The following is a 12,146-nucleotide window of genomic DNA, read 5'->3' as shown; positions in this document are numbered from 1 at the left end:
GCTGAAGAGGGCAAGTTCCAGCTCAATGCGCTGGTCGCTGCCGCGGGTCATGTGTTCGAGGGCGTTGCCCAGTGTGCGGATGGCCCGGATGGCCTCCTTCTGGCCCAGCTGCGGCCCTTTTTCGAGGTAACGGGTCTCTTCCTCCGGCGACACACCGGAGAGCAGTGTCTGCCCGCCGGGCAGCGCCGCCAGCATGAGGGCGCGGTAATGGGCGATCAGTTCTTCGGTCAGGCGCTTCACATCCACCGACTGCTGTCGCAATTGGGCCAGCTGAGCCAGCGCGGTGGGTGCGTCCTGCGCCGCAATGGCGTCCGAGATGCGGAACAGGTAGCTCCGGTCGGTGACGCCCGCCATCCGGCGGACCACATCGGCGTCCACTTTGGCGGTCACGCCTGCACAGGTGTCCAGAATGGACAGCGCATCGCGCATGGCACCATCGGCCAGCCGGGCGATCAGCTCCGCGCCCTCGGTGGTCAGCTCCAGCCCCTCCTGCCCGGCGATATACTCCACCCTCTGGGCAATATCCTCCGGCCCGATGCGGGTGAAGTCGTACCGCTGGCAGCGGGACAGGATGGTGGCCGGGACTTTCTGGATCTCGGTCGTCGCCAGGATGAAGATGACATGGGCGGGCGGCTCTTCCAGCGTTTTCAGCAGCGCGTTGAACGCCGCTGTTGAGAGCATGTGCACCTCGTCGATGATATAGACCTTATAATGGCAGGCGCTGGGGGTGTAGGCGGTCTCGTCGCGCAGGTCGCGGATATCGTCCACGCCGTTGTTGGAGGCTGCGTCCATCTCCACCACATCCAGAATGCTGCCGTTGTCGATGCCGCGGCAGATCTCGCACGTACCGCAGGGGTCGCCGTTGTTTGGGTGCAGGCAGTTGACCGCCTTGGCGAAGATCTTGGCGCAGGTGGTCTTGCCCGTACCGCGCACCCCCGTGAACAGGTAGGCGTGGCCAACGCGGCCGGCGGCGATCTGATTGCGCAGTGCCGTCACGATGCCGCGCTGCGCCACCACGTCCTCAAAGCGCTGGGGCCGCCACTTGCGGTATAACGCGCGATACATCCGCTTCTCCCCTTTCTGCAATAAAAAACGGACAGCGCTGACGGGGTTTGACCCCCGCCTTGCGTAGCTCGACATACGAATGCAGGCTGACTGAAACGCACAGGGCACACCGCTTAAGGCTGCTTGGTTCCCCACCTGACCTGGTTCACAGCGGCCCCATCGTACAGGGCCCGCATCCGTATGTCGAACCGCGCAGCAGGCGCTGTCCGACAAGGCACAATTTGTGCTTGATTATTATAACATATCGGGAGGGAGATTGCAAGCCCTTCTCTGTTATGAACGGTGGACTTGGTATGCCCCCCGCAAAACGCAAAAGCCCCCGCCGGTCGGGCCGGCGGGGGCTTGGGATGCTTACTTCAGAAAAGCTCAGGACTGGCAGGCAGTGATGAGGCTCATCTTGTAGACCTCGTCGGCGTTGCAGCCGCGGGACAGGTCGTTGATGGGAGCGTTCAGGCCCTGCAGGATGGGGCCGTAAGCGGCATAGCCGCCCAGACGCTGTGCGATCTTATAGCCGATGTTGCCGGCCTCGATGCAGGGGAAGACGAAGGTGTTGGCCTGGCCAGCGACCTTGCTGCCCTTGCACTTGACCTGTGCAACTTCCGGAGCAACGGCTGCGTCAAACTGCAGCTCGCCATCGACAGCCAGTTCGGGGTCCATTTCCTGAGCCTTGATGACGGCGTCGTGGCTCAGAGCAACGGTGCCGCCCTTGCCGGAACCCTTGGTGGAGAAGCTCAGGACAGCGACCTTCGGGTCGATGCCGAACAGCTTTGCGGTCTTGGCAGTCTCGACAGCGACCTCAGCCAGCTTGGAAGCAGCAGAGACCTTGACCTCGCCGGTTGCCTTGTCGATGGTATCGGTGTAGTCGATGTTGACAGCGCAGTCGCCCATGGCGATGCGCTTCAGGCCCTCTTCGCCGCAGTCGCGGTCCAGAATGAAGCAGGAACTCACCAGGTGGGCACCTTTCTTGGTCTTGACCAGCTGCAGAGCGGGGCGGATGGTATCGGCGGTGGAGTAGGTGGCGCCGCCCAGCAGGCAGTCGGCCTTGCCCATCTTGACCAGCATGGTGCCGAAGTAGTTGGACTTCTTCAGCAGTGCGGTGCACTCCTCAGCGGTCTGCTTGCCCTTGCGCAGCTCGACCATGGCATTGACCATCTCATCAAAACCGGCGTAGTTCTCCGGGTCAATGATCTCAGCAGCGGAAATATCGAAACCACCGGCAGCGGCAGCAGCCTTGCACTCAGCCTCGTTGCCGACCATCACGACCTTCAGTACGCCCTCAGCCAGCAGCTTGCTTGCGGCCTCCAGGATGCGGGGGTCATTGCCCTCGGTAAAAACGATCGTCTTGGGGTTCGCCTTCAGCTGGGCCACCAGCGGTGCAAACATATCAGCCATTGTGATTACCTCCGAAATTACTTTGCAATTATTCATGGGCAGCACAGACCTGCCCTTCTTTTTTATTTTAGCACAACCTCTGGAAACTTCAAGACAAAACCGCAATTTTGTGGTATATTTTGTAGCAGAAGATAAAACGCTCAATCGTTAAGAAAATGTCATTTAGTTTGTGAGAGGTTTAACGAAATATGGAATGGGAAACACTCAAGGCTCAGTGCCTTGCCTGCCACAACTGTGGGCTGTGCGAAACGCGGACGAACGTGGTGTTCGGTCAGGGTGCCGAGGACGCCGAGGTACTGTTCGTGGGCGAAGGCCCCGGCCAGAGCGAGGATGAGCAGGGCCTGCCCTTTGTGGGCCGCAGCGGCCAGCTGCTGGACAAATACCTCTTCGCCATCGACCTGGACCGCAAAAAGAACTGCTATATCGCCAACATCGTCAAGTGCCGCCCGCCGCAGAACCGCGACCCCCTGCCCGCCGAGAGCGAAGCCTGTATGCCCTGGCTGCGGGAGCAGTTCCGTCTGCTCAAGCCGAAGATCGTGGTCTGCCTGGGGCGTGTGGCGGCCCAGCGGATGATCCGGGAGGACTTTTCGGTGGTCCGGGAGCACGGCGAATTCTATAACAAGAACGGCATCCTCTTCATGGCCACCTACCACCCCGCCGCTCTTCTCCGCCAGCCCCGCAGCAAGCCGGACGCCTTCGCCGACTTTCTGGCCCTGCGAGAGAAGATCCAGGAGGTCTGCGAGCACACGTATTGAGAAACCCTCTCCGTCAGCGCTGCGCGCTGCCACCTCTCCCGAAGGGCGAGGCATTGGCAGGCCGGGTCAGCCCTGCCGTTTGCCTGGGCTCGATCGGATGCAAGGTGCCGTAAATCGAGGCAACGGAGCCCAGCAGTTTCCGACAGTGAAAACTCTGTTCGTCTGGCACAGCCAATACCGTTCCGCCAGTGGCTCCCCCATCGGGGGAGCTGTCACCGAAGGTGACTGAGAGGGTTATACCAGCCCCCTCTCCGTGACACTTTCCTTTTGTTTTGCATATTCTAGAACAAAAGTGAGGTGTTCCTTATGACAAACATCCGGACCGATTCGGTCGATTTTTTCCTCGGAGCCACCACGCCCGCCGGGTTCAAGGGCTATTTTGAGCCGCTGCGGCACGAACCGGGGATGCAGCTCTATCTCATCAAAAGCGGGCCGGGCTGCGGCAAATCCACCTTGATGAAGCACATCGCACAGGCTGCCGAACAGAAGGGGGAACGCATCGAGAAGATCCACTGCGCCAGCGACCCCGACAGCCTCGATGGCGTCATCTTCCCGGAAAAGCGGCAGGCCATTCTGGACGCCACCGCGCCCCACACGATGGAGCCGGACGCCCCCGGTGCCGACGAGGTCGTGGTGAGCCTGTACCACACCATCGACGCTGGGAAGCTCTCCCTCCACCGTGAGGAAGTCAAGGCGCTCTTTGCCCGGAACGCTTCCCTGCGCAGCCGGGCGGCGCGGTATATCGCCTCAGCCGGGAGCCTCCTGCTGGACAGCCGCCGCGCCGAAGCCTGCTGCACCAACTTTGAAAAGGTGCGCCGCTACGCCAAACGTCTCTGCACCCGGATGCTCCCCCGTCTGCCCGACACGGCCCGCCCAAGCGAGGAGCTGCGGCTGCTGTCGGCCATCACGCCCAAGGGGCCGGTCTTCTATCACGGCACCGTGCAGGCACTGGCCGACCGGTATATCGTCTTCCGCGACGACTACGGGGCCATCTCCCGCCTGCTGCTGGAGCTCATCCGTGCCGAGGCGCTGGCGCGGGGCTACCAGATCATCACCTGCCCCTGCGCCATGCACCCCGAAGACCAGATCGACCATCTCTTCATCCCATCGCTGCGGCTGGCCTTTTTAACGGATAACCCCTGGCACCCGGTGCACATCTCCGGTGTGCAGGCCGTGCGCTGCACCCGCTTCCTTGACCGCGAGCACATGGCTGGGTTCCGCGCCCGCCTGCGCTTCAACGAGCGGGCCGCCACCGAGCTGCTGGACCAGGCCGTCGCCCTCATGGCGCAGGCCAAAAGCTGCCACGACGAGCTGGAGACCTACTACCGCGCCGCCGTCGATTTCGCCGAAGTCGAGAAGGTGACGGAGGAAACGATCAAAGCAATGTTGTAAAAGCGAGGTAATGTTCATGCCCTCCCCTCAACCGATCCGTCTGCCCATCCGGCAGCTGGTGGAATTTCTGCTCCGCACCGGCAGCATCGACAGCCGCTTCACCGGCTTCGACCGCGCCAACGAGGGTGCACGCATCCACCGCAGGCTGCAAAAAGCAGCGGGCGAAGGCTACGCTGCCGAGGTCTATCTGACGGCGCAGCACGAGGTGGAGGGCCTTTTGTTTGTGCTGGAAGGCCGCGCCGACGGCATTTTCCAGAACGAAGACGGCACCGTCGTCATCGACGAGATCAAGACCACGGCCCTCCCCACCGAGGAGCTGACCGAAGACCGGAACCCCTGCCACTGGGCGCAGGGCATGGTGTATGGGGCCATTTACGCTGCGCAGAACCAGCTGGAGCGGCTCAGCGTCCGGCTGACCTATTACCAGATCGACACCGACGAGATTACCCGCTACACCCGGCACTTCACCGCCGGGGAGCTGGACGCCTTCCTCACCGGCCTGCTGCGGCAGTACGCCCCCTGGGCACGGCGGCAGATGGTCTGGGCCGAGGCCCGCACCGCCAGCCTGACGGCTCTGACATTCCCCTTCCCGGCCTACCGCCCCGGCCAGCGGACACTGGCGGGCGAGATCTACCGCGCCTGCATCGCGGGCCGGAGCGGGCAGAAAAACGGCACCCGGCTGTTCTGTCAGGCCCCCACCGGCATCGGCAAGACCATGAGCGCCCTCTTCCCGGCCCTCAAGGCCATCGGCGCGGGCAGCGGCGAAAAGCTGTTCTACCTCACGGCCCGCAGCACGACCCAGGCCGCTGCCGAGGATGCCCTCGCGCGGCTCCACGCCAGCACACCGGGGCTGGCCCTGCGCAGCGTGACCCTGACGGCCAAGGAGAAGGTCTGCCTCTGCAAGGACGCCGAGGGCCATCCCGCCTGCCTGCCCGAAGCCTGCCCCTACGCCAACGGCTACTACGAGCGGATCAAAGATGCCCTTGCCGCCCTGCTGGACGGTGCCCCGCAGTTCGACCGCGCCGCGCTGGAAGCCGCTGCCCGTCAGTTCACGGTCTGCCCGTTCGAATTGGGGCTTGACCTGAGCGCATGGGCCGACGTCGTCATCGGTGACTACAACTATCTCTTTGACCCTGTGGTCCGGCTCCACCGCTTCTTCGATGCGGCGGGCGACTGGCTCTTCCTCATCGACGAGGCGCACAATCTGCCCGACCGGGCCCGCGCGATGTACTCGGCAGGGTTCGCAAAGTCTGCCCTCACCGACGCCAAACGCGCCCTCGGCCGGGGCAAAAGCAGCCTGAAAACGGCCCTTTCCCGCGCCGACCGGGCCTTTCTCGAAGCGCGGAAGCAGGTGGCCGTGCTGGCTCCCCGCCGGGGCGTTTCCCCGCCCGCAGCGGACGCCGCCGGGCAGACCAGCCTTTTGGAGGAGACCCCTGCGCCGGGCATCGCCCTGCCCGAACCGCTGCTGGCGCAGGAGGGCACGGTCTTTTTCCGGGAGCTGCCCGACGCCCTGCTCAAGCCGCTCCACGCCTTGCAGGCCCCTTTGCAGGACTGGCTGGAGCAAAACCCCGATGCAGACGCCCACGCCCGGCTGCTGGAACTTTATTTTGCCGTGCAGGACATCACCCGCGCAGCTGACCGGTACGACACCCACTTCGTCACCCAGCTCACGGCCCGCGGCAGCGAGCTGGAGCTGGAACTGCTCTGCCTCGACCCCTCCGCCTTTGTGGACGCGAGCCTTGGCTGCGGGCGGGCGGCGGCGCTGTTCAGCGCCACCCTCACCCCGCCGGGCTACTACCGGGGCGTTCTGGGCTGCCCGGATGCCCGCGCCGTCGCCCTGGAAAGCCCCTTCCCGCCCGACCATCTGGGGCTGTACTGCCTGCCCGGCATCTCCACCCGCTACCGGGACCGGGAAGTCAGCATCCCCGCCGTGTCGGACGCACTGGCGGCGCTGGCCGGAGGAAAAGTGGGCAACTATCTGGCCTTTTTCCCCAGCTACGCCTACCTCCGCCGGGTCTACGAAGACTTCACGGCCCGGTATCCGGGCATCGCCACGCAGGCGCAGGAGAGCGGCCTGGACGACGCGGCACGGGCGGCATTTTTGCAAAAATTCACCCCGGACCCTGCGCAGACACTGCTGGGGTTCGGGGTGATGGGCGGCATCTTCGGGGAGGGCGTCGATCTGGTCGGCGACCGGCTCATCGGGTGTGCCATCGTGGGGGTCGGCCTGCCGCAGGTGAACCCCCGGCAGGAGATCCTGCGCCGCTACTACGACGAGCAGTCCGGCACCGGCTTCGACTACGCCTACCGGTATCCCGGCATGAACAAGGTGCTGCAGGCCGCCGGGCGGGTCATCCGCACCGCCGGGGACAGGGGCGTCGTCCTCCTTCTGGACGACCGCTTCGCCCGCAGCGAGTACACCCGCCTGTTCCCCCGCCACTGGCAGCACCTCAAGTACCTGAACGGCACCGAGGCCCTCAAAGAGGAGCTGGACCGCTTCTGGGGGCAGGGAAGCAGCCGTTAACCGGAACTGCCCCTGGGCCTTTATTTCTTCCAGAATGCGAAGAAGCCCTTCTTCTCGTAGGGTCTTGTCTCGGCACCGGTCACGGTATAGCCGGTGGCGGCGATGGCCTGTTTCAGCGTTTCAATATCCAGCGCCTGATCCGAGACGATGACCGTCTCGCCTCTGGTGTGGGAAGACGACACCTTGCTCACCTGCGCCGTCTTGCGCACCACCTCGTTGATGTGGCTCTCGCACATGCCGCACATCATCCCTTGGACTTTCAAGATCGTTTCCACCATTTCGGTTCTCCTCTCTGGATCGCATCAAGACCGGGCCATTGTGTCCGGTTTTTGTCATTTTTGTTAGTTTTAGCTAACTTCAACAGAAATAAAAAAGCTTCGGCTCCTTCCGCCCGCACAGAATGCCGCCGGTAAGAAGCTCTTCCTCCTTTTTTCCGTGCTATCATACCACGATTCCCTGCAAAACGCAACCCAGTATCTCTGACATTTTGTAAATTATACTTGACATTTTGTCGTGCAAGTGATATTCTCTGGTCAGAGGGTACGAGCTCACCCTCCCATCCCATTGTATGAGGTGACAACATGCCGAAAAATCTGAAACTGAAAGCGGCCCGCGCCGAAAAGGATCTGACCCAGAGCGCACTGGCCGAAGCGGCGGGCGTCTCCCGCCAGACCATCAACGCCATCGAAAAGGGCGAGTATAACCCCACCATCAACCTTTGCCGCAGCATCTGCAAGATCCTGGGCAAAACACTGGACGAATTATTCTGGGAGGAATAAACGATGAAATTTTCACTGTACAGCAAGAAAAATCTGTTTGACGAGATGCAGGAGCAAACCATGCGCCGCATCGAAGCACGTGGCTTCTGGCTGCTGTGGGCAGGGCTGCTCCTCGCCATCCTCGTGCAGATCGTTCTCCGCACACCAAGCAGTCAGTGGGTCGGCGAGTTCGTTGTCTTCATGGCCGGCTGCTGCTATTCTCTCATCGAGTGCCTGCGCAACGGCCTGTGGGACAGCCACATCTGCGCAAATACCACTACCAACGTGGTAGGTTCCTTGTTTGCATGCGTCGTAGTCACTGTCGTCACCGGCCTTGCCTACGGCTATTGGCTGATCGCGCTCATTCCCGGTATCATCGCCGGCGTTCTCTGCTTCGTGCTCCTGCAAGTCTGTATGCACGTCTCCGAGAAGCGCCGCAAGGAACTTGATAACCCGAAGGACGAAGAGTAAACAAACGGAAAAAGCCAGGCAATGCCTGGCTTTTTCCGTTTATAATACGATTTCGTGATACACTTCCCCGCTCGCCAGCTCCTTCCACTGGAATATGCTGTCTTCCAGCGTCATATAACTGTGGGGGCTGTTCTCCTTCGGGATGCTCAACGAGCCGGGGTTCAGGTAGAGGTTCCCGTCTCCGAAGCTCTCCCACGCCGGGACGTGGGTGTGGCCGTGCAACAGCACATCCCCCGGTGCCAGCGGCGGCAGGTTCTTCTTATTATAAATGTGGCCGTGTGTGGCGTAGACCAGCTTTTCCCCCACCGGCAGGATGCAGTAATCCGCCATCACCGGGAAGCTCAGCACCATCTGGTCCACCTCAGCCTCGCAGTTGCCACGCACGCAGCACAGCTTTGGCTTCAGGCCGTTCAGCAGCGGGATGACCTCCTTGGGCGCGTAGCCATCGGGCAGGTCGTTGCGGGGGCCGTGGTAGAGCAGATCGCCGAGCAGCAGCAGGCGGTCTGCGCCCTCCCGTTCAAAGGCCTCGACCATCTGGCGGCAGTATTTGGCCGACCCGTGCAGGTCGGATGCGATCATCCATTTCATCGTTCCATCTTCCTTTGCAGTTCCGTTGGCCCCATTATAGGGTCTGCACTGCGGGCTGTCAAGCGTTTGCCGCAGACACGAAAAATCGTCTCTTGCCAAAATGGGGGAATCGTGGTACAGTATAGGCGTTGTATTTTTCCAAAAAATGATTTTACCACGAGGTTTTGATATGAAAAGACATTCCCGGAACACTCTGGTCTCCCTGACCGCACTGGCCCTTGGTGCAACGGTGCTCCTCACCGGCTGTTCAGAGGATGCGGCAGGCAGCACCGCCGAAACCGCTTCCGCTCCTGCTGCACCCGTCCAATCTTCCGACACGACGGCCACCGGCGCAACCGCTGCGCAGACGTCTGAGCTGCTCGCTTCCCTGACCCACGAGGAGATGGAGGAGCTGATCTCCGGCAGCACCACGCTGGCCGAACTGGAGCAGAAGCGCTTCAACCTTGCCTCTTCCGGCACCTCCGATGCGGCCACGGTTTCTCCTGAGGATGCCGCAGCTGCGCAGGCTCCCGCCGCTTCTTCCACTTCTGCTTCCCCGGCTGATGCTCCGTCTTCTTACGATGTGGAGCTTCAGGCCCTCATCAACCAGCTCTACGCCGTCAAGGCCAATGCCGAGAGCGGCCTGAACAGCGCCATCCAGTCCGCAAAGGACGAGTATCACGCTCTGCCTGCCGACAAGCAGACGGCCACCCGGAAGGTCTCCATCGTGATGGGCAAGAGCAGTGAGCTTCAGAAGCTCGAAGCCGACTGTGACAAGCAGGTGGATGCGATCGTTGAGAAAATGCGCACCCTGCTTCAGGAAAATGGGCAGAGCACCGAGCTTGCCGATCAGGTCAAGGCCTCTTATAAGGCTCAGAAGAGCGCCATGTATGCTTCCCTCAAGAGCAAACTCTTCAGCTGACCCTCTTGACAATCGCCTTCCAACGTGATATTCTAGGGTTCCTAAAATATCGTGTGGATTTTTACAGCATTCATTTCAGAGCTACTTTTCGCCACACAATGGTTCGCGGAAGCGCCCCATTGTGCGGCGTTTTTTTGCGCCTTTTTGGGGGCACCGCGGGCCGTGTCCGTTTGATCCCCTCAGAAAGGAAGCAGAAAATGAACGATACCTTTATGAAAACCAGACCGGTGCTCCCGCTGCTGGTCTCTATGGCCCTGCCCAACGTCATCTCGATGCTGGTGAACTCGCTGTACAACATCGTGGACAGCCTCTTCGTCGCCCGCATCAGCGAGCAGGCCATGACGGCCCTGTCGCTGGTGTTCCCGGTGCAGAACCTCGTCAACGCCATCTCCATCGGCTTCGGCATTGGCATCAACGCGCAGATCGCACTCCACCTCGGTGCAGGCGACCGCGAAAAGGCGGACATCTCCGCCACCCACGGCATGGCCCTCTCGATCCTGCACGGCCTGCTGTGCACTGTGGCGGGCATCGCCATCATGCCGGGTTTTCTGCGCCGGTTCACCTCGGAGGAGTCGCTGGTCTCGATGGGCGTCCTCTACGCCACCATCGTCTTCCTGTTCTCCATCGTCAACATGGCCGACCTTGCTTTTGAGAAGATGTTCCAGGCCGTAGGCCGGATGAACACCACGATGATCGCGCTGATCGCAGGCTGCGTCTGCAACATTGCACTGGACCCGGTGCTCATCTTTGGCCTTGGCCCGGTGCCCGCCCTGGGCATTGCCGGTGCAGCGCTGGCCACCAACCTCGGCCAGCTCGTCACCCTCTGCATCTACCTCTACTGCTACGCCACCTCCGACCTCCCGGTCCGGCTGCGCCGCAAGCATCTGCACTTCGAGCCCGCACTGGACGGCAAACTTTACGCCATCGGCATCCCGGCCATTCTGAATCTGGCCCTGCCCTCCCTGCTGGTCACTTTCCTCAACGGCCTGCTAGCAGCCTTCTCGCAGAGCTACGTCACGGTTCTGGGCATCTACTACAAACTCCAGACCTTTCTGTACCTGCCTGCCAATGGCATCGTGCAGGGAATGCGTCCACTGGTCGGCTATAACTACGGTGCAAGGGAGCATGGCCGCGTCGCCAGGCTCTACAACCTGACGCTGGGCCTGAGCGCCGCCATCATGGCCGTTGGCACCGTCCTCTGCCTGACCATCTCCGGCTCCCTCATCGGCCTGTTCAGCTCCAACCCGGAGACCATCGCCATCGGCACCACGGCCCTGCGCATCATCTGCCTGGGCTTCGTTGTCTCGGCGGTCTCCACCACCTCTTCCGGCGCGCTGGAGGGTCTGGGCAAGGGGGTGCCCTCGCTGGTCATCTCCCTCTGCCGCTATGTGTTCTTCATCATGCCGCTGGCCTGGGTGCTTTGCCGCACCCTTGGCCCCACCGGCGTCTGGCACGCCTTCTGGATCACGGAGGCCTGCTCTGCCGCCATCGCCTTCGTCGTCTACCGCAGAGCTGTCTCAAAGCGCTGAGCCTGCCCTGAAAGCACGACCGCCCCGCCGCATGGGATGCACTCCCAGCGGCGGGGCGGTTTTTGTTTCAATCTTCCAGACCGCACATCCGGTAAAGCTCCGCAATGCACGGAGACTTATATTCCAGATACCGTTCGATGTCATCTGGGAAACGCTGTGCAGCCTGTTCTTTCACGCTGCTGTACCACTTCACAGCGTCCGGATTCTGGCGTAGAAATTCCCGGAACGTGATATGACGGCGCAGTTCTTCGGAATCTGCCGGGCAGACATACAGATGATGCAGCTGCAAATGCGGTTTGCCAGTATAGCAAATGGCTTCCCGCCCTTCAATGCCGAGGTTTCCCTCGTGGACGTATCCAATGGATGCAAGCCGCTCAATGGTCGCCTTCAGACATGTCCTGTCCTGGATGACAACGTCCACATCAATGCAGGGCTTTGCCGACATTCCTTCCACGGAGGTGCTCCCCACATGCTCGATGCGCAGAGCCAGCTTCCCCATGGCGACTTCCAGCTCCGCCCGGATCGCAGAAAAATCCTCGTTCCATTTGGGATCATAGGGCAAAACGACGACATGCGTTGTTCTCATGTTTCTCTCCTTCTCTCTGCAACAAAAAACGCCCTAAGATTTCTCTTAGAGCGTTTCAATCAAGTCGGCGACTACCTATTTTCACAAGCCGTTTCCAGCTAACTATCTTGGGCACGAGTGAGCTTAACTACTGTGTTCGGAATGGGAACAGGTGGGACCTCACCGTCATCGTCACCGACCATATG

The 12,146-nt window shown here is 61.4% G+C and carries 12 protein-coding genes, 1 rRNA gene and 1 other RNA gene; 7 read left to right on the top strand and 7 right to left on the bottom strand.

All coding sequences use genetic code 11. The annotated features are described in order from the left end of the window. The 3 genes from dnaX to pta all read right to left on the bottom strand — a co-directional run. On the bottom strand, nt 1-1,065 hold a 1,065-nt coding region (gene dnaX, locus J3350_RS13530), incomplete at its 3' end, for a DNA polymerase III subunit gamma/tau (protein WP_207686988.1). Between the two features lie 76 nt (nt 1,066-1,141). Further along, nucleotides 1,142-1,241: signal recognition particle sRNA small type (ffs, locus tag J3350_RS13525), an RNA gene on the bottom strand. Nucleotides 1,242-1,431: 190 nt separating this feature from the next. Next, entirely contained in the window at nt 1,432-2,457 is a 1,026-nt protein-coding gene (gene pta, locus J3350_RS13520; RefSeq protein ID WP_097792406.1) for a phosphate acetyltransferase, read from the bottom strand. Nucleotides 2,458-2,645: 188 nt separating this feature from the next. Between pta and J3350_RS13515 the strand changes: the two genes are divergently transcribed. From J3350_RS13515 to J3350_RS13505, 3 genes are all read left to right on the top strand, one after another. Then, the gene (locus J3350_RS13515) at nt 2,646-3,212 is read left to right on the top strand and encodes a uracil-DNA glycosylase family protein (RefSeq protein ID WP_207686987.1); all 567 of its coding nucleotides are present in this window, start codon (nt 2,646-2,648) and stop codon (nt 3,210-3,212) included. Between the two features lie 306 nt (nt 3,213-3,518). Further along, complete coding sequence (locus J3350_RS13510) at nt 3,519-4,604, top strand: hypothetical protein (protein WP_207686986.1); 1,086 nt, start codon at nt 3,519-3,521, stop codon at nt 4,602-4,604. A 16-nt stretch (nt 4,605-4,620) separates the two neighbouring features. Next, nucleotides 4,621-7,128: an ATP-dependent DNA helicase gene (locus J3350_RS13505; RefSeq protein ID WP_207686985.1), complete on the top strand. Its 2,508-nt coding sequence runs from the start codon at nt 4,621-4,623 to the stop codon at nt 7,126-7,128. A 20-nt stretch (nt 7,129-7,148) separates the two neighbouring features. Here J3350_RS13505 and J3350_RS13500 read toward each other — a convergent pair whose 3' ends face one another. Next, entirely contained in the window at nt 7,149-7,406 is a 258-nt protein-coding gene (locus tag J3350_RS13500) for a heavy-metal-associated domain-containing protein (protein ID WP_207686984.1), read from the bottom strand. A gap of 303 nt (nt 7,407-7,709) precedes the next feature. Between J3350_RS13500 and J3350_RS13495 the strand changes: the two genes are divergently transcribed. Together J3350_RS13495 and J3350_RS13490 are read left to right on the top strand one after the other, a co-directional pair. Continuing rightward, nucleotides 7,710-7,907: a helix-turn-helix transcriptional regulator gene (locus tag J3350_RS13495; RefSeq protein ID WP_097792410.1), complete on the top strand. Its 198-nt coding sequence runs from the start codon at nt 7,710-7,712 to the stop codon at nt 7,905-7,907. A 3-nt stretch (nt 7,908-7,910) separates the two neighbouring features. Next, the gene (locus J3350_RS13490; protein WP_207686983.1) at nt 7,911-8,357 is read left to right on the top strand and encodes a DUF6773 family protein; all 447 of its coding nucleotides are present in this window, start codon (nt 7,911-7,913) and stop codon (nt 8,355-8,357) included. Between the two features lie 39 nt (nt 8,358-8,396). On the opposite strand, the gene yfcE is transcribed toward J3350_RS13490, so the two are convergent. Next, nucleotides 8,397-8,945 carry a phosphodiesterase gene (gene yfcE / locus J3350_RS13485; RefSeq protein WP_097792412.1) on the bottom strand — a complete coding sequence of 183 codons (549 nt, stop codon included), beginning with the start codon at nt 8,943-8,945 and terminating at the stop codon, nt 8,397-8,399. A 169-nt stretch (nt 8,946-9,114) separates the two neighbouring features. Between yfcE and J3350_RS13480 the strand changes: the two genes are divergently transcribed. Then, nucleotides 9,115-9,846: a hypothetical protein gene (locus J3350_RS13480; protein WP_207686982.1), complete on the top strand. Its 732-nt coding sequence runs from the start codon at nt 9,115-9,117 to the stop codon at nt 9,844-9,846. 197 nt (nt 9,847-10,043) lie between these two features. After that, on the top strand, nt 10,044-11,375 hold the full coding sequence (locus J3350_RS13475; RefSeq protein WP_207686981.1) for an MATE family efflux transporter: 1,332 nt from the start codon (nt 10,044-10,046) through the stop codon (nt 11,373-11,375). 67 nt (nt 11,376-11,442) lie between these two features. Here J3350_RS13475 and J3350_RS13470 read toward each other — a convergent pair whose 3' ends face one another. Together J3350_RS13470 and rrf are read right to left on the bottom strand one after the other, a co-directional pair. Continuing rightward, nucleotides 11,443-11,961: a GrpB family protein gene (locus J3350_RS13470; protein WP_207686980.1), complete on the bottom strand. Its 519-nt coding sequence runs from the start codon at nt 11,959-11,961 to the stop codon at nt 11,443-11,445. A gap of 62 nt (nt 11,962-12,023) precedes the next feature. Then, nucleotides 12,024-12,140: ribosomal RNA gene (gene rrf, locus J3350_RS13465) — 5S ribosomal RNA — on the bottom strand. Between the last annotated feature and the right edge of the window lie 6 nt (nt 12,141-12,146).

The organism is Faecalibacterium sp. Marseille-Q3530, from assembly GCF_017377625.1.
GTDB lineage: Bacteria > Bacillota > Clostridia > Oscillospirales > Ruminococcaceae > Faecalibacterium > Faecalibacterium prausnitzii_E.
Note: the sequence above shows the minus strand (reverse complement) of the source record. Positions and strands in the feature narration are given on the sequence as shown.

Bases quoted from the DNA above. Each gene is read 5' to 3' on its own strand.
- pta (WP_097792406.1), bottom strand. From the start codon at position 2,457: ATGGCTGATATGTTTGCACCGCTGGTGGCCCAGCTGAAGGCGAACCCC.
- J3350_RS13515 (WP_207686987.1), top strand. From the start codon at position 2,646: ATGGAATGGGAAACACTCAAGGCTCAGTGCCTTGCCTGCCACAACTGT.
- J3350_RS13510 (WP_207686986.1), top strand. From the start codon at position 3,519: ATGACAAACATCCGGACCGATTCGGTCGATTTTTTCCTCGGAGCCACC.
- J3350_RS13505 (WP_207686985.1), top strand. From the start codon at position 4,621: ATGCCCTCCCCTCAACCGATCCGTCTGCCCATCCGGCAGCTGGTGGAA.
- J3350_RS13500 (WP_207686984.1), bottom strand. From the start codon at position 7,406: ATGGTGGAAACGATCTTGAAAGTCCAAGGGATGATGTGCGGCATGTGC.
- J3350_RS13495 (WP_097792410.1), top strand. From the start codon at position 7,710: ATGCCGAAAAATCTGAAACTGAAAGCGGCCCGCGCCGAAAAGGATCTG.
- J3350_RS13490 (WP_207686983.1), top strand. From the start codon at position 7,911: ATGAAATTTTCACTGTACAGCAAGAAAAATCTGTTTGACGAGATGCAG.
- yfcE (WP_097792412.1), bottom strand. From the start codon at position 8,945: ATGAAATGGATGATCGCATCCGACCTGCACGGGTCGGCCAAATACTGC.
- J3350_RS13480 (WP_207686982.1), top strand. From the start codon at position 9,115: ATGAAAAGACATTCCCGGAACACTCTGGTCTCCCTGACCGCACTGGCC.
- J3350_RS13475 (WP_207686981.1), top strand. From the start codon at position 10,044: ATGAACGATACCTTTATGAAAACCAGACCGGTGCTCCCGCTGCTGGTC.
- J3350_RS13470 (WP_207686980.1), bottom strand. From the start codon at position 11,961: ATGAGAACAACGCATGTCGTCGTTTTGCCCTATGATCCCAAATGGAAC.